Source organism: Paraburkholderia sediminicola (assembly GCF_046026675.1).
In the GTDB taxonomy this organism is placed as follows: domain Bacteria; phylum Pseudomonadota; class Gammaproteobacteria; order Burkholderiales; family Burkholderiaceae; genus Paraburkholderia; species Paraburkholderia sediminicola_F.
This window is the reverse complement of record NZ_JAQQEY010000003.1, coordinates 264,697-289,673: the sequence shown is the minus strand read 5'-3', so window position 1 is coordinate 289,673 and position 24,977 is coordinate 264,697. Positions and strand designations below refer to the sequence as shown.

Here is a 24,977-nt window from a genome sequence, read left to right as displayed (position 1 = left end):
GTTTTTGAGATACTGGTATGCGCGAAACACCGGCTCGAGTATGGGGGCGTTTCAGGAAACGGAAAATAAAGCACGTTAGTGGCGGCCGATCGTCGCAAAACGACCCACTGCGGTCGGTCGCACTGTCAGGGGTTCAACGGCAGATAACGGAGTGGTCCGGTCATCCAAGCCGCCTTCTCAGGGACAGCAGTTCGGCCTTTGCTGACGTTGAGGCCGGCTTGGTTCTACGTCAGCAATGTGACGGATTGCTGACGGTCAGGGCACCACACAGCGGAACGGCAGCTTTCTCCATCGGCGAACTCACATTTCCGACCCGTTCCGGTCTTTCAACTTTCAACGATGGTGGCCGGTCCCTAGCCGCTGTCTAGTCGCATATCGTTCAGCGGAACCCGCTCCTATCGCGGGACTGCGATGGGAGCGAAATTCGTTTTCTGTGGATTTCTAGCTAAAAGCGTGAGGTACCCGAATGAATGTTGATTGGCCCCTGCTTTCGCTGAAAGCAGGGGCTATCTATCTTGTCACTTCAGCGAGACACCAAGTCGAGGCTTCGTCGATTGGTCTTCGGACCAAACACGCCGATGGTAATCATCACGATGATCATGACGGCCGTGATCAGGGCGAAGACACCGGACGTGCCAAAACTGCGAAGCGTGAAAGCGATAAAGAAGCCGGAAAACATCGCGGACAACCGCGACAGGGAATAGACGAAACCTACTGCGCGAGCTCTGATACGGGTCGGATAGAGTTCGGCCTGATACGCATGATAGCCCGCCGACAGCAGCGTATTGCAAAGCGTCAGCAGCACGCCGAGCGAGATCAGAAACACACCGGACTGCACAACCGCACACATCCCGCCGAACAGTGCAACGCCAGCTGCCGACAACACAATCAAGGTCTTGCGTTCTATCCGGTCGGCAATGGCGAGTCCAATCAGCGGCCCGATAGGATTGGCGAATGCAATGATGAACGAGTACAGCAGACTGTGGGTCACTGTGATGCCTTTCGCCACCAACAATGTCGGCACCCACGAAGCGAAGCCATAGAAGCCGATCGACTGGATCAGGTGAAACGTCAGCAGGACAAGCGTTCTTCTAAGGTACGGCGGCTGCCAGATCTCGCTGAAACGGGACGGTTCCGGCACGTATTCGACATGGGCGTCAGACGCGTTTCCGTTGTCCTTCACCGGTATGCCAATTTTCGCTTCGAGCGCATCGAGAATCTGTCCGGCTTCGGCAAACCTCCCATGCTGCGCGAGCCAACGGGGACTTTCCGGAACCCGACGACGAATCGTCCAAACGGCGATCGCGCCCAACGCACCGAGTGCAGCGGTCAAACGCCAGCTCTCGATGCCACCGACAGGATGCTGTTCAAACCACCACGCAAAAAACGCGACCGAGGGAACCGCCGTGTACTGCACAAGGTGGACGAACGCGAACGCCCTTCCACGAAAGTGCGCCGGGACCAGCTCACTTACATAGGTATCGATCACGACGAGTTCGACACCAACGCCGATTCCCGCGATGAGCCGCCAGAGATTGATCGCCTGGGCGGAATCCTGAAACGCCATGACAAGCGTCGCCACCGAATACCATAGCAACGAAGCTGTAAATACAGTCCGGCGCCCGAACCGATCGGCAAGACCGGTCAACAGAAATGTTCCGACGAACAAACCTGCAAATGATGCCGCCACGAACGCGCCCAGCCCGGTGAAACCGAAAAACGACGCTGTAGTCACCGAATACATTCCGCTCTGGACCAGACCCGGTCCGACGTAGGCGGTCATGAAAAGGTCGTAAAACTCGAACCAGCCTCCGATCGAAACCAGCAGTACCAGCATCCACACGGGCCGCGTGGCGGGAAGCTGATCGAGACGCTGGTTGATCCGCGAAGCAGATTCGCCCGCATGGCCAGACCTCACCTGAGCGTCCGTCATTGCCTGAGACGATATTGCATGCATCAATGCTCCTCCTGGCGCTTTGGCATGGCGCCGAGTTTAGGGTGATCGTCACCCGGATTTGGTTTTGTAAGTGCAGTCGCGCGACGACGGCAACGCGTCGAGCCGACATCTGCTGTAACGATTCGTCGGATTACGCTGAAGCTATGCGCGATTCGCTGTTTATCGCTGCGCCCTGATTCGGACCGAGGCTTTCGGTCCAACCGCCCCAGCCAAGCAGTTCAGCATCTCCATTCCACTTGCCTACCAACTGGATGCCGAGTGGCAAACCATGACGGGACCGCCCGAAGGGAATATGCAAACATGGCCAACCGAGTACCGACCAGACCACGTTGAATGCAGCGGAACCCGTAGCCGCAAGTCCGAGCGGTGCTTCGCCCGGCACGCTAGGAGTGAGAATCAGATCGGCGTCGCCGAAGTGCATACTCCACGTATTTCTTAACGAAGACTGAAGGTCCTTCATCCCACGATACTGACTGCGTGAGATCGCAAGGCCCCGCCGAACACAAGTCAGCAATACTTCACTGAGCCCGCCGAGTGCCACGCTAGCGACTGGCGCCAGACTGCGCGCAAACTCGTACTGCATGATGGTTCGATGTGCTTGTGCCAACAGTGTGAATTCACGTGGAAAGGCAATCCGAGTACAGGTTGCACCGTGATCAATCAGCGCGCGTTCGGCGGTCACGAGTACCTCTCTTGCATCGACGTCCAGAGCATGCAGCGACGTGCCACATATCATCGCGACTCGCGGACGTCTCGTCGGCGATTGCAACACGCGCTCGTCAGACAGCAGCACGTCGGCAATAGCACCAATGTCGGTGACAGACGTTCCGTACCATCCGATCACATCCAGTGATTCGCACGACACCTTCATGCCGTCTCGCGGTACAACACCGAATGAAGGTTTGAAACCGGTCACGCCGCAGAATGCCGCGGGCCGGATGATGGAACCACCTGTCTGCGTGCCGATAGCCACTGGCACCATGCCGGCAGCAACCGCTGCGGCCGAACCACTGGACGAACCCCCCGGCGTGCGCTGGAGGTCGTGGGGGTTACGCGTCGGTCCCGGGTGTTTATAGGCAAATTCGGCTGTGACGGTCTTACCGATCGGCACTGCGCCTGCGGCACGCAACATGCCCACGCATGCGGCATCGAACTCCTCGGCGCGACGCTCGGAAAGCTGCGCACCGAACGCGGTTGGCATACCGGCAACATGTAGCACGTCCTTGACGCCGATGGGCACGCCGGCGAGCGGTGCTGTCGTATCTACTGCACTTGCTGCTTCAATTATGTTCGGACGTGGTGCGACGCAAGCCCACGCATGTATTTGCGAATCCAGCGCTTCGATCGATGACAACGACTGGCGAACAAAGGAGTCTCTCGGTATCTCTTTTCGTCGAACCTGTCCTACGATCTCCCGCACGCCTGGATGTCGGATTTCACCTTCCATGTTTCCGTTCCTAGGTTATCTCGCACCACCTCTTGTGATGCTGTCCCAAAGCGTATATAACCAATTATTCATAGTCCAATTCATAATGCAGACGCATTTATGTCGAAATTTGAATTAATGGCAGCGGGCGTCGACGCGAAACTCGTCGCGGCATTCTGCGTAGTGGCCGAGGAATTGCATTTCGCGCGGGCGGCGGAGCGCCTTTTTATGAGCCAGCCGGCACTGAGCCACCAGATCAGACGGCTCGAGGAAACCGTCGATGCGGAGTTGTTTATCCGTACCACGCGTTCGGTCCAACTGACGCCGGCAGGCGTCGTGATGCTCGAGCATGCAAGGGAGCTTCTGAGGGACATGGAACGCATGGTGCGTCGTGTCAGGCAAGCGGCGCGCGGAGAAACGGGTAGGCTATCGGTCGGACTGACACCTACAGCGGCATGCTCTCCGCTCGCGGAGGCACTGCATCAGTACCGACTGGCAAACCCAGGAATTGAACTGGACCTGCATGAGCTGAACTCCGTCGAGATGCAGAGTGCGTTGAGACTGAGAACAATCGACGTCGCGCTGATGCGGCCCACCGCAGTGGACGCAGACATGCGTGTCGAAGTGATCTATCGTGAGCCGTTGTATGTGGCGATGCGCTCTGACCATCCGTTGTCGGCAAAATCCCGTGTCGATCTGGCAGATATTGGTAGCTATCCGCTCGTCGGATACCGGGCCGATGCCTCGCCCTATTTCCGACATCTCATTCACTCGGCCTTCTCGATTGCACGCGTAATCCCTTCGTTTCTCCAGGATAGCGTATTGCCGACGTTGCTAACGCTAGTCGAAGCAGGCGTCGGCCTTGGCGTCGTGCCGGAGTCGGTCATCAGCGCGCGCGGCGGCAATCTGGTCTATCGCAAGTTGCCCAAGCGCGAAGAATTGACCGCGAAGATCGTGGTGACTGAATGCGAAGCGCAGCCGAATCCCGCAGCACGACCATTCATCCTTTCCATTGCAAATCGGACACACAAACCGATACCAAGGAAGAGCACACAAGTTGAATAATCAGGCGTTATGACGACCTCAGCGAATCTCCCGTATCGTGGACGGCAGAGCTGGGCCTTGCGCGTGCCTCCCTCGACGGGCTCACGTCGACATCCCGCTACATCGAGTCCACTCTCCACACACCCGTTGCTAGGGTTACCCCGATGAGAACGACCGCTTTAAGTTCGTCTTTGGCCGCTCGCGTCCCCTTTGTCGAGCGTCCCTTGATGGCCCAGACTGTGTCAAAACGCATTTTTGGAGCGTTAAAATTTTCCATCCGATAGCGGGGGGATGAGCAAGATGAAACGCTTCGTTCAAGGCGACAATCGTACGCAAAGCTTTCTCCTGCCAGAAGCGCTTGATGACTACGTGACGGACACGAATCCTGTGCGCGTAGTTGATGTCTTTGTAGATGAGCTTGATCTTCATAAACTCGGGTTTGAAGGTGTCGAACCAGCGTTGACCGGTCGGCCGTCGTATCACCCCGAGGTGATGCTTAAGATCTATATCTATGGTTACCTGAACCGTATTCAATCGAGCCGTCGCCTTGAACGCGAGGCTCAGCGCAACGTCGAACTGATGTGGCTCACGGGCCGCCTGGCGCCGGACTTCAAGACCATTGCGCGGTTCCGTAAAGACAACGGCAAAGCGATCCGCAGCGTCTGCCGTCAGTTCGTCGTGCTATGCCAGCGTCTGGACCTCTTCGCCGAAGCGCTCGTTGCGATCGACGGCAGCAAGTTCAAGGCGGTGAACCATCGCGACCGCAACTTCACCAGTGCCAAGCTCGAACGACGCATGCGCGACATCGAGTCAAGTATCGCTCGCTATCTCGCGGCGATGGACACAGCGGATCGTCAGGAGCCTGCAATCGCGAAGGTCAGGACAGAGCGACTGCAAGACAAGATTGCGGCCTTGAAGGAACAGATGCGAAGCCTCAAGCAGATCGAGGTCCAACTCACCGCGGCGCCTGACGCACAGGTATCGCTCACAGATTCGGATGCCCGTTCGATGAAGACACGAGGAACGGGAGTCGTCGGCTACAACGTCCAGACGGCGGTTGACGCGAAGCACCATCTGATCGTCGCGCACGTCGTTACCAATGACGGCATTGATCGTGATCAGTTGACATCGATGGCGAAGCTTGCCCATACAGAGATGGGTGTCGACAAGCTCACCGCAGTTGCAGATCGCGGCTACTACAAGAGCGAAGAGATACTCGCATGCCATGAGGCTGGAATCACCGTATTTGTACCGAAGACAGTGACATCAAGCGCGACAGCCCATGGCCGCTTCGGCAAGGACGATTTCATTTACGACCCACAGACGAACGAATATCGCTGTCCGGCAGGCGAGCGGCTCATCCGGCGATTCTCGACCGTTGAGCGCGGCCTGAAACTCAGTAAGTATTGGAGTTCGAATTGCCAGCAGTGCTCGTTAAAAGATGCCTGCACGCCAGGTCCTCAACGCCGGGTGACACGCTGGGAGCACGAAGCCGTACTCGAAGAGATGCAGGCGCGACTTGATCACGCCCCTGAGATGATGCGAATCCGGCGGCAGACTGTCGAGCATCCATTCGGCACGATCAAGGCATGGATGGGCGCAACCCATTTCTTGACAAGAACCATCGAGCGTGTGAGCACGGAGATGAGCTTGCACGTGCTCGCGTACAACATGAAGCGGGTGATCAAGCTACTCGGTTCAGAAACGCTTATGAAGGCGATGCGGGCGTAGCGCCCGCATCGGGTTGCTGAGCCTGGGAAAAATGCGTGGTTGTGATTTGACGTTTGTGTTCCCGCACTTCACCTGCCGCGACCTGCGCCGCGACAGACTTCGTCAATTCCCAGCGGCTAAGCGTTTTGACACAATCTGGGCCGATTGTGCTCGTTCAGGCTTTGCGCACCCGGGCCGTTCATCCTGCGCCAGGGAGGCGAACTGCAACAGCCACCGAACTCACATCGACCGCCATCTGGATAGTTCGATTCGGATACCAATACTGCCTGGACGGACGTGGCGAACAAAATAGTGGATGACAATGTAGCTCCCATCAACTTAATGGGAGTCTGTCATGGGAAGCAATCAAAGTCGTGAGCCCTGGAATAAAGACAAGTTGATCGGTCAGAAGCCGCCGCTGAAGCCGAAAGATGTCTGGGCGATCCGAATTCACCTTCAGAATGCGCACGCGATCCGCGATTTGGCGTTGTTCAATCTTGCGATCGACAGCAAGCTGCGCGGGTGCGACCTCGTCAACCTGCACGTTCACGACGTAACTCACGGCAATCAAGTACTGCCGCGCGCGCTGGTTATGCAGCGAAAGACCAAACGACCCGTGCAGTTCGAAGTTACAGAGCCCGCTCGTACTGCGGTCGCAGCATGGATCGAGACGGCCAAGCTAAGGTCCGATGCGTATCTCTTCCCGAGCCGTCTTTCTCGGTCACCGCACATCTCAACACGACAATACGCCCGAATGGTACATCGGTGGGTCGCCGCGATCGGCCTTGATCCGACAGCCTACGGAACACACACGATGCGCCGGACGAAGGCTACCTTGATTTATAAGCGGACGAAGAACCTCAGAGCGGTTCAACTGCTGCTTGGCCATAGCAAACTTGAAAGCACCGTTCGGTACCTTGGCATAGAGGTTGATGACGCGCTCGAGATCTCCGAGCAAACGGAGATCTAACAACAAGCTGCGGCCGTAGGACGGCAGTTTTTTCTGCGGCCGCATTCGCGCGTCGAGCGACACCGCCCCCTTTCGTTTAGGGTTGTTCAACGCCTGCCAGCGAAGCGCGGTGGCACATTCACATTCCTGCGGACCATGGCAGCCACCGAACGCCCCTAGACAGCCGTACGCGTTCGTACAAACCGCCGGAAAGCTGCCATTGAGAATTCCGATGGGCTCTCGGAGGCACCTTCATCGTACAGGTGCTATCGGCCAGTTCGAGACGTTCGAAGACAGTTTCCGATCGTCCGCTCCTAGGTGAACAGGTGACTCGTTAAAACGACCCGCCGTTATCCTCGTCGTTCTCAATCTGAGGATCATTGCTGTCGCGGTAAATTGCGAATTGAGGCTCACCTGCCGCGAGCGGCTGACTCCATGCGAGTCAGCCGCAGCGCCCAAGTGCTTACTTACACCCAAGCGACTGGAATGCGGCCGTCGTCGTGTACGAAATGGTGGGTAGATACGGACCTATAACAGTGGCTTCATCTCCCGGGGTTTTGGTGTTCTGGATGGCGTTTGAGAAATCCGCGCTAGCTAGCATGTTGCGCATGATTAAGAAACCGTCGTCTGTATGGCCCATCCCATCGCCGGCGTTCGACCACGCGATGAAACCGCGCCCGCACGCCGCTGTCGCGTTTGACGGCCGGTCGGCAGAGCGGCTCACAACGATCGTGTAGTTTCCGTTTGAGTCGACAGGAATCTGTTCGTCATACAGACAGGCAGTTCCCTTCTGGCTGTAGAACTCGTTTGTGCAGATCGACCAGTAACGCACCTGTCCAGTTGTCATGGTGGGGGCGTTATTGAACGTTTTCGGCGCATTGGGCACACGCCCCTGCAGAACAACAACTGCGCCGAAAGCACGATTGAGCAAGGCGGTAACGTACGCATTATCGAGGTTGGCGAAGAAAGAAACCTGGCGAACCGGATTGCCGCCGCATTTGCCTAGAAACATACACTGCAAGCCGTATTGGGTGTTGTACTGAGTCATCCAGACACCGGGATTAAAGGCCGGGAAGCCGGCCGGTTTGCCCGTCTGGTCGCGCAGAGACGTATAGGTTGCGGCTGGTATCAACGGCGAAGCAACCACGGTCTGCGACGGCGAGAGTGCATTGCACGCGTTTGCACCGGTGAGCACCGTGCCGTCCGCCTGCTGTACCTCCAACTCTGGAAGTCCAACGCCGCCCGTGGCATCGGCGCCTTTGTCCGGGACATAGACCCGATACCATACAGTGATTGTCTGGCCATAGTCGCTATCCGCATACAGCGTATTGGGCGCAGGAGTTCCGGCCTCGGACGTCGGTACTACCTCGACCGTAAAGTTGCGATTTGTCGCGTACCGGGCAGCGCCTCCGATGAACGGATTCGTTGAACCAGCATCAGGCGCTATCTGGTAGTCAGTCAACGCGACGGCCGGCGAATTGTCGGTTCGGTAGCTATTAAAGGAAACATACCGCGAATAGGTGAACTGCCCTTTCAGAAACACGCGTGCTCCTGATGGTATCTTGAACTGGGCAGCCCAGTATTGTGCACCGGCATCCGGATAGGCTTCGTTGACGTCCGTCGGCGCGGTGCCAACCGGTCCTTGCCACAAGCAGGTGGACATTGCGTGCGACGCGGAAAAGCTGGCGGGAAGCGGATGTGCGACATCGACACTATCGCCACCGCAACCTGACAGCAAGACGGTGCTGACCAGTATCGATCCACTAAGTACAACTGATTTTATCAGTGAAGATGCAGATGTTGTTTTTTCCATAGATTCTTGTCTCCCAGTTTGTTGTGCTAACTCCCGCTTTATCCGCGCTTGCTGCTGAAACGGATGCCACCCTCGATATAGTCGAGTAGATACCGGTCAAGCCGGTCGATACTTGTCGTTTCCAATGGCCAATAGGCCTCGAGTCCGACGTCGACGACCACATTCAGCGCGGTATTGAACGCAAACAGCGCTTTGACGCCAGCAGCCTCGCGCCCGTTTTCTGGCACTGCGCGAAACACCAGATCGTTCACGCGTTCCGCCACGCTGCGCCACTCGCGCGCAATTATTTCCTTTCCGCGCGGGCCGGACCCACCGATCATCCGGGCGAGAAACTGCAGACTGGCCATGCCATCGGGCGAGCTCGAGATGTGAACGATTGGACGCACGATTGCTTCCACCACGATCGACAGCGAAATCGGTTCGCTCTCTTCAGTTCCGGTTCGCGCGGCGTCGAGCAAAGTGCGCACACCGTCAAGGTACCGGTTGAGCGAATGCTGGATGGCGGCATCCACAAGGCCCCACATATCGCCGAAATAGTGATACACGGCGTTCTGGCTGCTTACCCCAGCGGCCTTGTTGAGCGTGCGAATGGACACCCCTTCAATACCGTGGTGCGCAAACAGTGGAATCGCCTCTTGCACCAGGCGGGCTTTCGGGCCGGCTTCCGGGTCAGCGCGCTGAGCGCGTGCGTCTTGTTTCGTCGTCATCCAAGGTCGATAAGGTGCGTGTCAGGGGGCAGTCTGGTACGTTTGTACGGGTACGATCGTACCAACAGCGACTACTCTTGACGCCAGGTACTTTCCCGATGGCGTGTTCGCCACGGATTTTGGGCCGCCGAGCGGCATTATTGAAGCAAAGCGCATTAACCGGGAGTCGAAGTGAGGGAACTGTCGAAAACTGACGCTGGAGATTTCCCGCGAAGTTAAATAACCGGTATCGTCTTAATCGAAAACGGCTTCACGAAGCTTGTCCGGGCACCCGGGGCACATAAAGCGCAATGTCCACGCCCGTTGCCCGTCGATGATGAAAGGCATGTCCGGCACGCTCATGCGACGCAACAGAACGATGACTACTGTCTGGAGCTTGAATGAATCGCCTTCCGCAAGTCTGGTCCTGTCTCACTATTTCCCTTGCGTTGTCAAGCACGTACGCGCTTGCAGCACCACCGACGTACAAGATGACCACGCCAATCCCGCCGGAAATCACCACACCCGACCGCGTTGAAACGCGGATTGGACAACTCGATTTTATCGACGGTGTGCCCACGCCGGAGACAGCGCAGAAGGTCTATGACAACCTCGACTTCACGCGCGGTGTCGAGGCGTTTCTCAACGGCATCCCCGGGGCGTCTCTCGTCGCGCTTCGAGCTGGCTTGAGGGAAGCCGGCGCAGTAGGCAACACGATCGGGGTGTTCGCGTCCCTGATGGACTCGAAATCGTTGTTTCTGACGGCAAACACCGAGACAGTCTATTTCTGGAACTGGATGGATTTGAAGGACGGTCCAGTTGTGGTCGAAACGCCTCCTAATATTCTGGGCGTCGTCGACGATTTCTGGTTCCGTTATGTCACTGACCTGGGCAATGCGGGGCCAGATAAGGGCAAGGGAGGCAAGTTCCTATTCGTGCCACCCGGCTACAAAGGCGAATTGCCAAAGAGTGGCTATTACATCATCAAGTCTCCGACCTTCGGCAATCTGCTATTTGGCAGAGCGTTCATGAAGAACGGCGATCCGGGTCCCGGCGTTGCCAGCCTGAAGGCACATCTACGTGTCTACCCGTTATCGCAAGCAAGCGCGCCCATGCCGACCAATTTTGTGAATCTTTCTGGCCGCGTGATGAACACGGTTCACGCCAACAACATCAAGTTCTACGACGAGGTTAACCAGATCATTCAGGAGGAGCCGGCGGGCGCATATGGTCCCGACATGACCGGACTCTTTGCCTCGATCGGAATGGAGAAGGGTAAAGCCTTTGCACCGGACGCGAGAATGACGAAGATTCTCACGGATGCCGTAGCCGTGGGTAACGCAACCGCACGCGCGATCGACTTTTCGAATCGCGACAAAGCGGTGCTGATCTATCCGGATCGCCACTGGAACACACCGTTCGTTGGCGGAAGTTATGAGTGGTTGAACCATGGCGCGCGCAACTTCGATGCGCGGACAATGTTCTTCTATGCAGCAACCGTTGATACCCCCGCAATGGCCGTTGCGATGCCGGGCATCGGCTCGCAATATGCCGCCGCCAATTTTGACGCAGCGGGCAAGCCGTTCGACGGAGGCAGGGACTACACCCTTCGCGTCCCCCCGAACGTGCCGGCGAAGGATTTCTGGTCCGTCGTCCTTTATGACACCCAGACGCGGTCCATGCTGCAAACCGACCAACAGTTTCCAAGTTTATCCAGTGAAAAAGGACTCCTGAAAAACTCGGACGGTTCAGTGGATTTGTATTTCGGTCCGAAAGCGCCGACCGGCAAAGAGAGCAATTGGGTTCAAACCATTCCAGGAAAAAGCTGGCTAACAATTTTCCGGCTTTATGGTCCGCTCGGTCCGTGGTTTGACAAGAGCTGGAAGCTCAACGACATCACCGAGACTTCGTATTAAGTTGGAAGGGGCGACTTGCTAAAGATTGCGAGTCGCCGCCATCGCTGCATGACGGCTCGATCCCAATAGACAAACAGACTATTCATGAAAAATGCACTGATTACCGCCTGCGTTGCGGGCGTTGTTCTCGCGGCTGTTGGCACTGCTCTGTCACAAACCGTCGCGGCTCAGCCATCAGGCGCGACGGTTCCAGTTACCGTGGACAACTTTGTTCGCGCGGAATCAGACATGTATGTCGTTGCATTGGCAAACAGGGGGGGGCTGGGAAAGCTGCTCCATCGCCGGGAGCCCGTATCGATCGAGCATCAGACTGTCATCAGGCTGAATCGTGACACGCTCTACTCGTCCGGTGTCTTCGACCTCGATGCCGGGCCAGTGACGATCAAGATGCCTGATCCAGGCAAGCGCTTCATGGCGATGCAGATCATCAACGAGGATCACTATGTACCGAACGTATTCTACGGTGAGGGAACGCATACGCTTACCCGAGAGAATGTAGGTACGCGTTACGTCGTCGTCGCGATACGAACGCTTGTCGATCCGAATAGCCCGGACGACGTCAAGCAGGTCCACACCCTTCAGGACGCGATCACGGTCAGCCAGAACGCGCCGGGCAAGCTGGAGATGCCCAACTGGGATGCTGCGAGCCAAAAGAAGGTTCGCGACGCGCTTCTGGTTCTTGCTTCCACGATTCCGGATTTCAAGCGAGCGTTCGGCACCAAGGAGGAGGTCGACCCTGTACGACGCCTGGTCGGCGCTGCGGCAGCATGGGGCGGCAACCCGGACAAGGACGCAACCTACCTCAACTTCACGCCGGCAAAGAACGACGGAAAGACCGTCTATCGGCTCTCGGTCAGGGACGTTCCCGTCGATGCCTTCTGGTCGGTGAGCGTCTACAACGCCAAAGGGTACTTTGAGAAAAACCCGGCAAACGCGTACTCGATCAACAACCTCACCGCGAAGAAAGGTAGCGACGGTTCGATTACGATGCAGTTTGGTGGCTGCGATGGACAGGTGGCCAATTGCCTGCCCGTTGTCGCCGGCTGGAACTACACGGTGCGACTGTACCGCCCACGCGCCGAAATTCTCAGCGGCGCCTGGACTTTTCCAGAGCCTCAGCCGGTCAATTGATCTAGCTAGGTGACCGCGGTGGCGGAGCGCATTCGGTTTAGACGCAAAAAGGCAGCGGCCGTACCCGTGCTCAACTTGCGCCGGCGGGTTCGTCCCGTCCGCAAGCCGTCAAATGAATAGTCTGTCGGTCGGTCGTGAGATTGGTGGCGGTGAGACCTCGCAACCGACGCATTGACTTCTCAGGATCTATCAGCCAGAACGCGGCAACGCTCGCTGCAAGAAGGATGGACCCAAGAATCAGGAAGCCGTGCTCAAAGCCGATTGCGCGGCCATGCGCGGCGCCGACAAAGCGGCCCATCAGCGCGGGTGCGATCAGACCGGCGAGGGTCGCGACTGAATTGTTGATTGCGAGCCATGCGCCGCGCTGCCGGGAAGGCGTGACTTCACCGATCATCAACGGGCCGAACAGAAAAATAAGTTGCCCAAGGCCAGCTCCAGTGGTTAGGCATACGATCTTCATCGTGGCACTCACATCAGTCGTCGTGCCGAGAAACGCAAGCCCCGTTAGCGCAATGGAACCACTCGCCATGAACCCGCGCGAGATGCGCGACGACACGCCTTTGCTGAAAAGGTATTGAGAAAACCACGACATCGCGAACGACGCCGGTATCGAAGCGCCGACGATAATTGAAAACAGCCAGCCAGCTTCGGTTGCCGAATAACCCAGGCCGAGCCGCAGGTAGGCGGGGAACCAGGTGAAGCAGAGCGAAAGGACAAGAAATCCGACGAACGAAAGAACGAATGTTCCTAGCAGCGTCCGATCCGCGATAAGCGTCCGATAGGGTACGCGTGAGCTGTCCAGCGCAGGCGCACCGGCGGATTGCTCAAGGGGATGCTCATCGACCGTGCCTTCGGCACCGAACACAAACCAGAAGACCGCCCAGATCACACCAACGACACCCAGCGCGAGGAACGCGCTATGCCAGTCATAGTGGATCATCAGCCACGTGAGGCAAGGTCCCGCCACGAGCATGCCGGTGTTGGCGCCTTGCTGAACGATGGCAGTCGGGATATTGCGCTTACTGTTACCAAACCACTTGTACGTAGCGTGAATGGCCAATGCGAAGGCCGGCCCTTCGCCAGCGCCCAGTACGATGCGGCACGCAATCAGTAGCGGAAACGACACGGTACCGACCAGTGGAAATTGCACCGCGGCCCATACGAGCGAAAGCAGCATCAGCAGCCATTTCGTTTTGATCCGGTTGGCAGCAAAGCCGAACAGGATGCCGGAGACCGAAAACAGAACAAAAAAGCTGCTGCCGACGAGGCCCAATTGTTCGGGCGACAGTCCCAGGTCATGCATCATCGGCACGGCCGCAAGGCCAATCACAGCCTTGTCGGCGAAATTGATCAGCATGAACAGGAACATCATGACGACCACGACCCATGCGCGCCATGGGCTTGTTGACTGGAACATGTCTCCTCCTTGGTTTTATTCCTGAACGCCGGTCCGGTCTCAACTCGCCATGCTGTTCTGGTCAGTGCCCGCGTCGCCTTCCTGAGGTTGCACGCGGCGAATCGGCGGATAGGGAAAACGTTGTTCGAGATGGGCTGCGCTCGGTATGTAGATACGAAGCATGATGTAAAAGAATCCGTTCGGCGCGGGTAGCCAGTTGGATTGCGTCGATGCGTCAGCCGGTGGCGTCGCCGATAAGCGCAATGACAGCCCATGCTGGTCGTAGCGCAATTGGGGTGAGCGGTCACCGATCGAATATCGGTCGATCATGTTGTCCACCAGCATGCATGATGCTTTGTCGTACATCGTAATCGACCAGAATGCCTGTGACTGCGGAAGTCCGTCAGGCGGGAACGACAGTTCGTACGTATAGCGTCCGTCGAGCGGCCGCCCTTCGCTGTCGCAGTCGGCAGCGACGTACATGGCTTCCTCCACGCCGAGCGCACCGATGTAGTTCCGGCTGACGCGCGCGCGCGTCAAGTAGTCGTCGCCGAACGAGGCGCGAACTTCCACCGGCAGGAACCATCCACCGCCGAGCGCCGACGGCTGTAGCACGCCCAGTTCACCGATCACCTGGTCGAGTGCGCTGCCGAGTGCTGCAAGCGTGGGCGCCTCCAGCGTCGCTGCGTCGATGTCCGCACCGATGCCGACAGCGGCATAGCGTGCAACTAAGGTAGATTCCGCTGCAGGCGGAGGATTGCGCGCGAGCGCTGCGTTGACTACGGCAGCATAAAGGCGCGGATCGCTGACAGCTGCCTGCCGCGCCACACCGACGTCGAAACGCCGCTGCGCGGGTTGGCCGCCGAGCGTCGACAACACGAAGCGGTCCTGCAGCGCGTGAACGGCCGCCAGATCGTCCGCTCCGTCGACCAGTATGCGACCTATCAGCCAGACGTCTGGCGTGGGACAGACGATGGGCGTGAGATCGTCGTCGGCGAGCGGCGCAACATCGCCGTAGTGCAAAAGAAAGCGCCGCGCGCCGTTGCCGGTCGTGCGCGTGCCAATGGATTCGAACGGGTTGGTGTAGAAGTCCAGCAGACCGAGCACGTAGTAGCGACCCGCCGTGTCGGGAATCTCCAGTACGAGCGGTTCGTCCCGGATGTCCAGCCACGTACTGAGGTATAGCGTGTCATTGTTGGGCGTCACGACCTGACGGTGCTGCGGACCCAGCAACTGGCGCCCGCGCACCAGCTGATTGACCCAGCCGATTGTCGAATCCGGACTGTCGCCGGCAAATTGGCCGCTGTCGTCGCGGCGCGGGCACATCGCAGCGCGCGCTCGCGCCATTTCGAATAGTGGCAGCGTATAGAGCACCGCATCGCGGGCGAGTGCGGTGATGTTTTCTGTTGCAGGACAAGACATGGATGCCGCTCCGGCTATGGACGGGAAGGAGTCGGGTCAAGCCTACCGGGACAGCCAGATAACGGAATTAGGGTTTCGCTATGTTAAACACAAGCGAGGCGCCCGCTGCCTATACTTTGCGCTCCGCAGGCTTGTAAAGGGATCCCGAAATCCCGCGCCTCCCCGTGCGCTCCCGCGCACGCAAGCAGATTCTCATGGAGTTTCTCGAATGACCATTGGCAATGCACAGCAGGAATGGGCTTACGTCGCAGGCGTTCAGGCATTCGTATACGGTTATCCACTTGTCGAGATCGTGCGCACGTGCGCGCTCATGACCGCAGTCGACGAGCCGCAGAACAATGGTCGCGCACCGATCAACCAGTTCTCGCATTGCTCGCGGCCGTGGACACACGAGGACCGCGATGTGGTCACGCCGGCCAATGATCTGCTCTACTCGATGGCCTGGCTGAATCTCGCTGACGGCCCCGTCATGCTGACGACGCCGGCGCAGACCGGGCGTTACTTCGTGATGGAATTCGTCGATGCATACAGCAATAACTTTCACAACCTCGGCCCACGTGTGATGGGGCCGTCGGCGGCGACCTTCGCGATCGTCGGGCCCAACTGGTCGAGATCGCTTCCTCCCGGCTCGGTCGAAATCCGCTGCCCGACCAACCTCGTGTGGGTGCTGGGACGCGTGCTGATCGACGGTGTCGAAGACATGGAGGAAGCGCGCGCTTTCCAGGCAGGCTTCACCCTCAGCGCGACGGCGCCATGCCGCTTGCCGCGTGCGGTTACAGGCTACCGGGCCTGGGCTGAGTCCGGCGTGGAGTTCTACGCGAACCTGGCGAGAGCGATGGCCGACAATCCAGCGCCTGCGGTGGACACGGGACTCGTCGCGCAGTTTTCGCGCATTGGCATCGCACCGCATCGGGAGTTCGACGCCGGTGCGCTCGGAGAGGCGCATGGGGCAGCCTTGCGAAGGGCGGTTGCGGCAGGTATCGAAATCGTCGAACGTCACACCCGTAGCCGTCGCGCCCGCCCATGGTCGATCAACTATGCGGGCGGCCGTTTGGGCACAGACTATCTGGCGCGAGCATGTACTGCGATGAAAGGTCTCGGCGCGCTCGCGAGCGAGGAGGCGCTCTATGCGCTGGGCGACTTCGACAGAAGCGGCGAGCAGCTCAACGGCGAGCATTGCTATGTCCTGCACTTTCCTGCTGGCAGGCTGCCCCCTGTGGATGCCTTCTGGTCAGTATCGATTTACGGCAGTGATTTCTGTTTCGTGGACAACCCGATCCGGCGCTATGCGATCGGTGATCGCTCGCGTGATTTGCGCTACGGCCCGGACGGCTCGCTCGACATCCTGATCCGGCACGCAGAGCCGCGGCAGGGTATTTCGAACTGGCTGCCTGCACCCACCGGCCGGTTCTATCTGATCCTGCGCCTATACCATCCGCGCGAAGCCATCCTGTCGAAGGACTATACGATTCCACCGGTAGAGCGGGTCGACGAGGATGCACACCGGTGATCTGAAATGCAGCCTGTCCGCCGGCGGGCAGGCTGCGCTGTCGAACGGCGCCGTTATGTCCGCCGCTACATCGTTATGCTGCTTCTTCATGCCCGGAGGTCGTTGCAGAAAGGTCGTCGCGAACGCCATCAGCGCGTGCGTGAAACTGCTGCAAACGGCGCACCGACCGTTCCGGATTAAGTAGCCAGATGCCGAGCAACCCGCACGGAACCAGGATGCAGCCCAGTACGGCGAAACCATGGCTGAAGCCCTCAGTGATACCCTGCGTGTCGCCGACGAAGTGCCCCATCAGCGCCGGCGTGATCAGGCCCGCTAGCGTACCGAGCGATGCATTGATGCCGAGCCAGGCGGCGCGCTGTCTGGTCGGTGTGACTTCGCCGATCATTAACGGACCGAAGAAAAAGATCAGCTGGCTCAGCACATTTGCCGCGCTCAGGCACAGTACCTTGAGTCCCGAACCGATCGGGAGCGTGGTGCCTAATAGGGCGAGACCTGCAAGCGCGACTGACACGCTTGTCATGACGCCGCGCGATAGACGCGAACTCACGCCTTTGCCCGCGAGCCATTGGGAAAAGAAAGACATCGCGAGTGTGGCCGGAATGCCGGTGCCGACAATCAGCGAGAAGATCCATCCCGCTTCGGCAGCCGGATAACCGAGCGCGAGCCGCAGGTAGGCCGGAAACCAGGTGAACCCTACCGACAGCACTGAATAGCCGACGAAGGTCAGCAGAATGCAGCCCACCAGCGTCGGATCGACGATAAGCCGCCGGTAGGGAACGTGTCGGTACGACTGCGGAGCCGGATCGGATGACGCTGGATCAACTCGCTCGTCGATCGTGCCTTCGGCGCCCAACATCAGCCACAGCACCGTCCACAGACATCCGGCGATGCCGAGTACGAGAAACGCCCGATGCCAGTCGTAGTGAATGATCAGAAAGGTCAGACTCGGTCCGGCCAGTAGCATGCCCGTATTGGCGCCTTGCAGCACGATCGCACTCGGTATGCTGCGCTTACTGTTATCGAACCATTTATAGGTCGCGTGAATGGCGAGCGGATAGGCCGGCCCCTCGCCCGCACCGAGCAGAATCCGGCAGACGATCAGCAAAGGAAACGAAACCGTGCCGACGAGCGGAAACTGCACTAACGCCCATGTGAGAGCGAGCACCGCCAAGAGCCATTTCGTCTTGATGCGGTTGGCGGCAAACCCAAACAGCACACCGGCCGTCGAGAACAGCAGAAAAAAGCTGCTGCCGACGAGGCCTAATTGCTGAGGCGTCAGCCCGAGATCATGCATCATCGGTACTGCGGCGAGACCGATGATGGCCTTGTCGGCGAAATTGATCATCATGAACAGGAACATCATGGCGACTACGATCCATGCGCGTGATCGAGTGCTTATGTGGAACATGTCTTCTCCCTGGATCTGATTGCTGCGAACACGCAGTGCAACGACCACGCGCCCGGATGGTGACCGGTTATCGGCTCCCTGCTTGAAGCGTAACCAGCGGACTCAGAATCGCTGCTGCAAAGCGAGGCGAACTCCGATCTGATGGTTCGTGGCAGACGGACTGAAGCCGCTGATCGAGGCGACTGCGGGTTGTCCGAGCGAGTCGCGGCCGCTGGCCCGCTGAAGCACGGTCAGCAGATAGACGCTGGTTCGTTTCGACAGGTTATAGATCGTGCCGAGGTCCAGCTGCAGATATTTGGCGCCGCCGTCTCCGTTCACCGAGTTGCGATCGGTGTAATGGATTGCGCTGGCGAGTAGAAGCGCAGGCGTGACCTGCGATCTCACGCTGAATTCCAGACTCGTGAATACCGCCGTGCCCGTATATTTCAACGGATTGGGGCCGGCCGCCGAGCCCAGATCTTCGAAACGTGTATTCGTTATCACAAAGCCGAGTGTGACCGGGCTGAACGCATACTGCACACCCGCTCCGGCGAGCTGGGTCGTTCTGGCCGACGCATAGCCGGCGTCAACAGGATAGGACTCAGGCGCGGTGGGCGAACCGAATGAGCCAATATTGTTCGAGGTGGCGGGACCTTTATTGGGCGTCGTGCCGTACAAGGAAAGATTTGGATCGCGCGCATTGAGATAGCCGGCTGCCAGCGACATGGAGCCTACGCTGTAGCTTGCGCCGAGCGACCACAACTGATTCTGTGTGACGCTTCCTGCAACGCCGCCGAGGCTGTACAGACCAGCGGCCGCGAAGCCGCGATAATCCGGCGTCCTGAATTTGATGGCGTTGTTAACCCGGCTTGTGTTCCCCAGGCTATCGACATCGTCGGGTTGCGCCCCCATGTAGCCCGCCCATTGCCCCCCCGCAGTCAATGGCTGCAAGAAATCGGTGTACGTATCGTATTGCCGGCCCAGCGTGAGTTTGCCGAAGCCGCCCGAGACGCCCACGTAGGCCTGCCGTCCGAACTCGGCGCCGCCCTGGGCCAAAGCTCCGTTATTCAGCGTGAAGCCGTTTTCAAGCACGAAGAGCGCTTGCAGACCGCCGCCGAGGTTCTCGACGCCGCGCAATCCCCAGCGGCTTCCGGCCACGCCGTTCGCACTGCCATCGCTCAGCGCGAACTGGGATGCACCGCGCGGGCCCGCTGCGGGTCGAGCGGTTTGCGCGTTGTTCACGTAGGTGAGTCCGACGTCGATGATACCGTATAGCGTGACGCTGCTCTGTGCACGCGCGCTGAGGACGAGGGTGCCCAGCACCCAGGCGAGATGACGAGTTTTCATTGACGAGTCTCCATGGTTCGATTTTGTGTTTGTGTGGGTGAAGCGAACCCGAACTGCACGGTGTCGCGCGTCTCACCGCATGCTGTGGCATGAAACCGGACGCGCGGTTCTTCCGCTCTAATCAGACCGTTCAGCTCGGCGATCGCGCGTATTGTTTGAGTACGCGTTGCGCAATGGCGGAGCGATGAACTTCGGACGCGCCGTCAAAGATGCGGAACGGGCGCACCTCGCGATACAGCACCGAGAGCACGCTGTCGCTGGAAATGCCGAATGCACCGGTCATCTGCACCGCGCGGTCGACCACCCGGCCAACGGCTTCGGACACGAAGACCTTCGCCATCGAAGACTCCTGTTTGACGGAGACGCCTGCATCCAAACGGGTCGCCACGTCGAAGGTCATGGTTCGGGCGGCGTACAGATCGATGTGCGAGTCGGCGATCAGCGTCTGCACATTCTGATGCTGGCCAAGCGGCTTGCCGAACGATTCGCGCTTGCTCACGTAGCGCTCTGCGATTTCGAGCGCCCGTCGAGCCGCGCCGATGAACCGCATGCAATGCGTCAGACGGGCGGGTTCAAGCCGAAATTGAGCATGTGCGAAGCCGTCGCCCACTTTGCCAAGCACTGCGTCGTCGCTAACCACGCAGGATTCGAAACTTAATTCGCAATGCGAGCTGAGGAAGCCGTCGAGTGCGTCGATGACGCGGACCATCCTGTATCCAGGCGTGTCCGTATCGACGATAAACATCGTGGGTCCCGAGTCGGTCTGCGCCATCACGATGGCGAAGCCCGCGCCGAGCGCGCCGCTGATGAACCATTTACGGCCGTCGATAACCCATTTGCCGTTGCGCCGCACGGCGCGGGTCTGCAGCATCGCTGGGTCCGATCCCGCGCCCGGCGGCGGCTCGGTCATCGCGAAACATGATCTGGTCGAACCTGCTGCCAGCGGCTCCAGATAACGCATCCGTTGAGCGCTGGAGCAAAGGCGGTCGAGCATGAGGATATTGGTTTCATCCGGTGGGCCAGCCTGTAATGCATGCGGACCAAGCACGCTGCGACCAGACTCTTCGAGAATGACTGCACGGTCGCGGAATGACAGCCCGAGTCCGCCGAGTTCGCGTGGGATTCCCGGCCCGAGTACACCCACCTCGCGCGCCTTTTTCCGTAACGTGTGGATGAGTTGGTTTTGCGCCGCGAAGTCGTGCGTGAGCGACGCGTCTTCGCGCGTGATCACTTCTTCGTTGATGAAAGCGCGAGTGCGCTGGCGGAGGGTTTCGAGCGTGGCAGAGGTCGCGTTCATGCGTGCGCCTCCAGATCGAGTGTTGCGGAAGCCCGACTGACCATGAGCGCATCGACCGCGCACGAAGCCTGGCCTTTGGGCCGCACGATGAACGGATTGATATCGATCGACTCTATGCTGGTGGTGTTGGCCGCGGCGAAGCGCGACAGCGTGGCCAGGGTTTCGGCGAGCGCGTCGATATCGACTGCGGGTTGGCCCCGTACGCCGCACAGCACCGGCCACGCGCGAATCTCGCGAATCATCCGGTGTGCCTCCGCGACGTCGAACGGGGCCTGCCTGAATGTCACGTCCTTGAGTACCTCGACGAGAATGCCACCCAGCCCGAACATGACGACCGGGCCGAACACGGGATCGCGTGTTACGCCGAGAATGCATTCGGCGCCGTCCTGGATCATCGGCGCGACGAGCACGCCTTCGATATGCGCGTCCGGCACGGTGCGCGACACGCTCTCCATGATGCGTGCGAATGCGGCCCGTACCGCCTGCGAATCGGCGAGCCGCAGCGCGACCCCGCCCACATCAGATTTGTGCGCGATGTCGGCGGACAACACCTTCAGCACCACCGGAAATCCGAGCGCGGCGGCCTCGCTTGCTGCTTCGTCAGCGGTCCTCGCCACGCGGCTCGACACGACCGGGATGCCGGCGTCGGCCAGCAGGTGGAGTGCATCGGCTTCGTCGAAAGGCAGACGGTCGGTGACGATAGGTTCAGGTAGCACGATCGGCGCCGCTTGCCGCTCGAAGTTCCGGCTAAAGGCGTGCAGCGCGGCGATCGCGCGCACGGCCACGGCGGGTTCTTCGAAGGTCAGACAGCGGTGCTTCTCGAGAAAATCGCGGTTCTGCTCGTCGAAGAGGGATACGACCGCAACGGTCAATGCCGGATGGGCGGCGCGCACACGTGCCCACAACTCAGTCACGAGCGGTCTGTGTTGCGGCGAAATGCCTGTGACGGCCTGGAACGACACCATCGCGCCGTAGTGGCCATGCTCCAGCATAGTGTCGACCGCGTCGCCTAGCAGCGCGGGCTCGTTGAGTATCTGGCCGGTGATATCGACCGGATTCACCGCGGACGCGAACGGTACGCGCTTGAGAATCGCCTGTCGTCCAGCTTCCGCCAGCGGGGGAACGCGGAGTCCGAGCCGGTCGGCTTCATCGACCATCAATACGCCGGCACCGCCGGAAATCGACACGATGCCGAGCGCGTCGGATTCGGGTAAGGGCGCGACTGAACACGCATAGCCGATGTCGAAAAGCTCGTGAATGTCTTGCGCACGATACACGCCGTATTGGCGCAGCACGGCGTCGTAGATTTCGTCGCAACCGGCAAGCGACGCGGTGTGCGACGCCGCGGCTGCGGCCCCTTGCGTAGTGCGGCCGACCTTGCACATCACGACAGGTTTGCGCCGGGCGCGCGCCAGTTCGAGCGCGGCGCATAGTTTCTGGCCGTCGCGCGCGCCTTCGAGGTAGCACAGGATCACCGATGTCGCGGGGTCGAGCGCCTGCCACGCGAGCGCATCGGCGAGTTCGATGTCCGCTTCATTGCCCGTCGATACGAAATGACTGATGCCGAGACCGCGACGCTGTGCAAGCATCAACGCGAAGATACCAAACGCACCGCTCTGACTGATCAGCCCGATATTGCCACGCAGCGGCGCGGCGATTTTCAGCGCGGGGGTGAACGTCGCGTACACGTTCTGATGATTGTTGACGAAGCCGAGGCAGTTCGGTCCAAGTAACCGGATCCCGCTTTCTTTGACGAGCGCGCGTAGATCGTTCTGCGCGCGCACACCGTCTGCGCCGGTCTCAGCGAAACCGGAGGAAAACATCACGATCGAACGTACACCGGCCGCCGCCGCGTCCTCTACGGCGGACATGACGCCCGATGCAGGCACCGCGCAGATGGCCATGTCGATCGGCGCGCCAATGTCGCGCAGCGTAGGATAAGCCTGCAGGCCCTGAATACACTCCTGCTTCGGGTTGACCGGATAAATCGCGCCGGGATATCGCTGGTTCAGCAGGTATTCGACCGGCAGGCCACCGATTTTGGCAGGATTCGACGAGGCACCGACGACGGCAATTGATTGGGGATTGAACAGCGGCCCGAGCGCCGCCTGCTGGCAAGATGATAAAGGCATTGATACCACTCCATTGGAACTTTAGGGGTGGGTCGAGCCTAACAACCTGACAAGATGCCGATACTAGGGTTTCGCTATGTTAAACACTCATGGAGGCCGGACGGCGAATGTGTTGCAATGGGTGCAAGCGCGCTTCGCGCGCATTTTCCGTGCGAAATGATGGCTCCGAGTCCAGTCCGTAATCCTCAGTTCGCCACGACCCTCGCTCATGGCCTCGCGTTGTTGAATAGCTTCAAGGTGGGCGATGCGATTCTCAGCAACAAAGACTTCGCCGAGCGCACTGGTCTCTCGAAGGCTACGGTGTCGCGGCTGACGTACACGCTCGCCATGCTCGGCTTTCTGCGCTATGACAACACCGTGCGCAAATATCGGCTGGGCTCTGCGGTCGTGTCGGTGGGTTATCCTTTTCTGCTGGGTCTGCGTATCCGCGAACTGGCGCGACCACTGATGAAGGAGCTTGCCGATGCGGCGCGCGGTTCGGTTTCGCTCGGCATTCGTGACCGCTCGCATATGGTGTATGTCGAGACTTCGCGCGGCCACGATTCGCCGGCGTTTCGTCCGGATACCGGTGCTTCGCTGCCCATTCTCGCTTCCGCGATGGGCCGGGCCTGGCTGGGCCACGCCGAGCCCGAGCAACGCGCTGCAGTGCTCGAACAGGTTCACGTCCGGGATCCAGCGCAATGGGACGCTTACCACGCCGGCCTGGAGGGTGGCCTGCGTACATTTAATGAGTGTGGCTTTGCTCTCAGCGAAGGCGATATCGAGCGTGAAATACATGCGGTCGCTGTACCGATGCGCGAACCGATCAATTCTGAAACTTTTGTTTTCAATTGCGGCGTGCCGCACCTGCAACTGACCAGCAGGACACTCGTCGACGAGATCGCTCCGCGCCTTGCGGCGATGGTGGACGCACTCGACCGGCAGCTTGCGTCGCAGCACGCGGTCGGTGACGAAGCACGAACCTCATTCAATCCGTCGGCTGAGCAGGCGTCCATGATCTCATTTCCCGACGACGACGATCGACAATTTGCGTTTACACTCGCGCGCGGTCTGGAAATCCTGCGCTGTTTTCTACCCGGTGAAACTGCGCTCGGCAACAAGGATTTTGTCGCGCGTACGGGTTTGTCGAAAGCAACAGTGTCCCGGCTTGCTTATACTCTGACCGAACTTGGCTACCTGCGTCATGACGAAGTGGCGCGCAACTATCGGCTCGGTGGCGGCGTGCTTTCGATGGGTTATCCGCTGCTCGCCAGCATGCGCATTCGCCAGATCGCGCGGCCGTTCATGCGCGAGCTTGCACTCCAGGTGCGCGGGTCCGTTTCGCTTGGCATGCGGGACCAGTCGAACATGGTCTACATCGAGTGTTGTCCGCGTGATAAGCGAATCCATGCGCGGCCCGACGTCGGTGCGGTGCGTCCGATTCTGCGGATGGCGATGGGACGGGCATGGCTCGCGGCTGTGGCGCCGCAGGAACGCGACGTGGCGCTGAACCGGCTACGCATAGCCGTGCCCGACCAGTGGCAACAGTACGGCGCGCAGGTGCAGCAGGCGCTTCACGATTACCATGAAACCGGCGTTTGCTTCTCCTATGGTGATATGCAGAAGAACGCCTACGGCGTCGCTGCGCCGTTGTGTGCGCCGGTCGACGCCGAGACGCTGGTGTTCAATTGCGCGGTGCCGGCACAATCCGCGCAGGGACGCCGGCTGATCGACGATATCGCGCCACGACTCGTGACGATGGTCTCAAACGTCGAGATCGCGGCTGGCCTGCGGTAGGGCATGCGGCGGGCGTCTGTTTATGCCGAAGGGAGCGCCACCGCGCCTCGGGCCGTTTTGCACCGGATGACCGCTTGC

The 24,977-nt window shown here is 59.3% G+C and carries 17 protein-coding genes; 7 read left to right on the top strand and 10 right to left on the bottom strand.

Annotated elements, in window-relative coordinates:
* Positions 1–523: 523 nt before the first annotated feature.
* Together PQQ86_RS39405 and PQQ86_RS39400 are read right to left on the bottom strand one after the other, a co-directional pair.
* Entirely contained in the window at positions 524–1,957 is a 1,434-nt protein-coding gene (locus tag PQQ86_RS39405) for an MFS transporter (protein WP_408279666.1), read from the bottom strand.
* Positions 1,958–2,087: 130 nt separating this feature from the next.
* Complete coding sequence (locus PQQ86_RS39400) at positions 2,088–3,311, bottom strand: amidase (protein WP_408279665.1); 1,224 nt, start codon at positions 3,309–3,311, stop codon at positions 2,088–2,090.
* A 192-nt stretch (positions 3,312–3,503) separates the two neighbouring features.
* Between PQQ86_RS39400 and PQQ86_RS39395 the strand changes: the two genes are divergently transcribed.
* From PQQ86_RS39395 to PQQ86_RS39385, 3 genes are all read left to right on the top strand, one after another.
* Positions 3,504–4,448, top strand: a complete 945-nt coding sequence (locus tag PQQ86_RS39395) for a LysR family transcriptional regulator (protein ID WP_408279664.1) — start codon at positions 3,504–3,506, stop codon at positions 4,446–4,448.
* A 279-nt stretch (positions 4,449–4,727) separates the two neighbouring features.
* Positions 4,728–6,158, top strand: coding sequence for an IS1182 family transposase (locus PQQ86_RS39390; protein WP_408279742.1), 1,431 nt, complete (start codon positions 4,728–4,730; stop codon positions 6,156–6,158).
* A gap of 334 nt (positions 6,159–6,492) precedes the next feature.
* A complete protein-coding gene (locus PQQ86_RS39385; RefSeq protein WP_408279663.1) occupies positions 6,493–7,107 on the top strand; it encodes a tyrosine-type recombinase/integrase in 615 nt (204 codons plus the stop codon).
* 442 nt (positions 7,108–7,549) lie between these two features.
* Here the strand turns inward: PQQ86_RS39385 and PQQ86_RS39380 are convergent, their stop codons facing one another.
* Both PQQ86_RS39380 and PQQ86_RS39375 read right to left on the bottom strand, forming a co-directional pair.
* Positions 7,550–8,899, bottom strand: a complete 1,350-nt coding sequence (locus tag PQQ86_RS39380) for a hypothetical protein (protein ID WP_408279662.1) — start codon at positions 8,897–8,899, stop codon at positions 7,550–7,552.
* A 38-nt stretch (positions 8,900–8,937) separates the two neighbouring features.
* Complete coding sequence (locus PQQ86_RS39375) at positions 8,938–9,606, bottom strand: TetR family transcriptional regulator (RefSeq protein ID WP_408279661.1); 669 nt, start codon at positions 9,604–9,606, stop codon at positions 8,938–8,940.
* Positions 9,607–9,986: 380 nt separating this feature from the next.
* Here PQQ86_RS39375 and PQQ86_RS39370 point away from each other — a divergent pair, with 380 nt between their 5' ends.
* On the top strand, positions 9,987–11,501 hold the full coding sequence (locus PQQ86_RS39370; protein WP_408279660.1) for a DUF1254 domain-containing protein: 1,515 nt from the start codon (positions 9,987–9,989) through the stop codon (positions 11,499–11,501).
* 84 nt (positions 11,502–11,585) lie between these two features.
* Positions 11,586–12,632 carry a DUF1254 domain-containing protein gene (locus PQQ86_RS39365; protein ID WP_408279659.1) on the top strand — a complete coding sequence of 349 codons (1,047 nt, stop codon included), beginning with the start codon at positions 11,586–11,588 and terminating at the stop codon, positions 12,630–12,632.
* A 70-nt stretch (positions 12,633–12,702) separates the two neighbouring features.
* Here PQQ86_RS39365 and PQQ86_RS39360 read toward each other — a convergent pair whose 3' ends face one another.
* Positions 12,703–14,049, bottom strand: coding sequence for an MFS transporter (locus PQQ86_RS39360; RefSeq protein ID WP_408279658.1), 1,347 nt, complete (start codon positions 14,047–14,049; stop codon positions 12,703–12,705).
* Between the two features lie 39 nt (positions 14,050–14,088).
* Positions 14,089–15,450: a DUF1254 domain-containing protein gene (locus PQQ86_RS39355; protein ID WP_408279657.1), complete on the bottom strand. Its 1,362-nt coding sequence runs from the start codon at positions 15,448–15,450 to the stop codon at positions 14,089–14,091.
* A gap of 208 nt (positions 15,451–15,658) precedes the next feature.
* On the opposite strand from PQQ86_RS39355, the gene PQQ86_RS39350 reads away from it, so the two are divergent.
* A complete protein-coding gene (locus PQQ86_RS39350; RefSeq protein ID WP_408279656.1) occupies positions 15,659–16,960 on the top strand; it encodes a DUF1254 domain-containing protein in 1,302 nt (433 codons plus the stop codon).
* Between the two features lie 73 nt (positions 16,961–17,033).
* Here PQQ86_RS39350 and PQQ86_RS39345 read toward each other — a convergent pair whose 3' ends face one another.
* The 4 genes from PQQ86_RS39345 to PQQ86_RS39330 form a co-directional block, all read right to left on the bottom strand.
* Entirely contained in the window at positions 17,034–18,368 is a 1,335-nt protein-coding gene (locus PQQ86_RS39345) for an MFS transporter (RefSeq protein WP_408279655.1), read from the bottom strand.
* Between the two features lie 102 nt (positions 18,369–18,470).
* On the bottom strand, positions 18,471–19,694 hold the full coding sequence (locus tag PQQ86_RS39340) for a porin (RefSeq protein WP_408279654.1): 1,224 nt from the start codon (positions 19,692–19,694) through the stop codon (positions 18,471–18,473).
* Positions 19,695–19,824: 130 nt separating this feature from the next.
* Positions 19,825–20,991 carry an acyl-CoA dehydrogenase family protein gene (locus PQQ86_RS39335; RefSeq protein WP_408279653.1) on the bottom strand — a complete coding sequence of 389 codons (1,167 nt, stop codon included), beginning with the start codon at positions 20,989–20,991 and terminating at the stop codon, positions 19,825–19,827.
* On the bottom strand, positions 20,988–23,123 hold the full coding sequence (locus tag PQQ86_RS39330) for an acetate--CoA ligase family protein (protein ID WP_408279652.1): 2,136 nt from the start codon (positions 23,121–23,123) through the stop codon (positions 20,988–20,990). The genes PQQ86_RS39335 and PQQ86_RS39330 overlap by 4 nt, the downstream gene beginning before the upstream one ends.
* A 156-nt stretch (positions 23,124–23,279) precedes the next feature.
* On the opposite strand from PQQ86_RS39330, the gene PQQ86_RS39325 reads away from it, so the two are divergent.
* Positions 23,280–24,899: an IclR family transcriptional regulator gene (locus tag PQQ86_RS39325; protein ID WP_408279651.1), complete on the top strand. Its 1,620-nt coding sequence runs from the start codon at positions 23,280–23,282 to the stop codon at positions 24,897–24,899.
* Positions 24,900–24,977: the final 78 nt, after the last annotated feature.

Bases quoted from the DNA above. Each gene is read 5' to 3' on its own strand.
- PQQ86_RS39355 (WP_408279657.1), bottom strand. From the start codon at position 15,450: ATGTCTTGTCCTGCAACAGAAAACATCACCGCACTCGCCCGCGATGCG.
- PQQ86_RS39330 (WP_408279652.1), bottom strand. From the start codon at position 23,123: ATGCCTTTATCATCTTGCCAGCAGGCGGCGCTCGGGCCGCTGTTCAAT.
- PQQ86_RS39345 (WP_408279655.1), bottom strand. From the start codon at position 18,368: ATGTTCCACATAAGCACTCGATCACGCGCATGGATCGTAGTCGCCATG.
- PQQ86_RS39370 (WP_408279660.1), top strand. From the start codon at position 9,987: ATGAATCGCCTTCCGCAAGTCTGGTCCTGTCTCACTATTTCCCTTGCG.
- PQQ86_RS39390 (WP_408279742.1), top strand. From the start codon at position 4,728: ATGAAACGCTTCGTTCAAGGCGACAATCGTACGCAAAGCTTTCTCCTG.
- PQQ86_RS39340 (WP_408279654.1), bottom strand. From the start codon at position 19,694: ATGAAAACTCGTCATCTCGCCTGGGTGCTGGGCACCCTCGTCCTCAGC.
- PQQ86_RS39385 (WP_408279663.1), top strand. From the start codon at position 6,493: ATGGGAAGCAATCAAAGTCGTGAGCCCTGGAATAAAGACAAGTTGATC.
- PQQ86_RS39325 (WP_408279651.1), top strand. From the start codon at position 23,280: ATGATGGCTCCGAGTCCAGTCCGTAATCCTCAGTTCGCCACGACCCTC.
- PQQ86_RS39360 (WP_408279658.1), bottom strand. From the start codon at position 14,049: ATGTTCCAGTCAACAAGCCCATGGCGCGCATGGGTCGTGGTCGTCATG.
- PQQ86_RS39405 (WP_408279666.1), bottom strand. From the start codon at position 1,957: ATGCATGCAATATCGTCTCAGGCAATGACGGACGCTCAGGTGAGGTCT.
- PQQ86_RS39375 (WP_408279661.1), bottom strand. From the start codon at position 9,606: ATGACGACGAAACAAGACGCACGCGCTCAGCGCGCTGACCCGGAAGCC.
- PQQ86_RS39365 (WP_408279659.1), top strand. From the start codon at position 11,586: ATGAAAAATGCACTGATTACCGCCTGCGTTGCGGGCGTTGTTCTCGCG.
- PQQ86_RS39350 (WP_408279656.1), top strand. From the start codon at position 15,659: ATGACCATTGGCAATGCACAGCAGGAATGGGCTTACGTCGCAGGCGTT.
- PQQ86_RS39335 (WP_408279653.1), bottom strand. From the start codon at position 20,991: ATGAACGCGACCTCTGCCACGCTCGAAACCCTCCGCCAGCGCACTCGC.
- PQQ86_RS39395 (WP_408279664.1), top strand. From the start codon at position 3,504: ATGTCGAAATTTGAATTAATGGCAGCGGGCGTCGACGCGAAACTCGTC.
- PQQ86_RS39380 (WP_408279662.1), bottom strand. From the start codon at position 8,899: ATGGAAAAAACAACATCTGCATCTTCACTGATAAAATCAGTTGTACTT.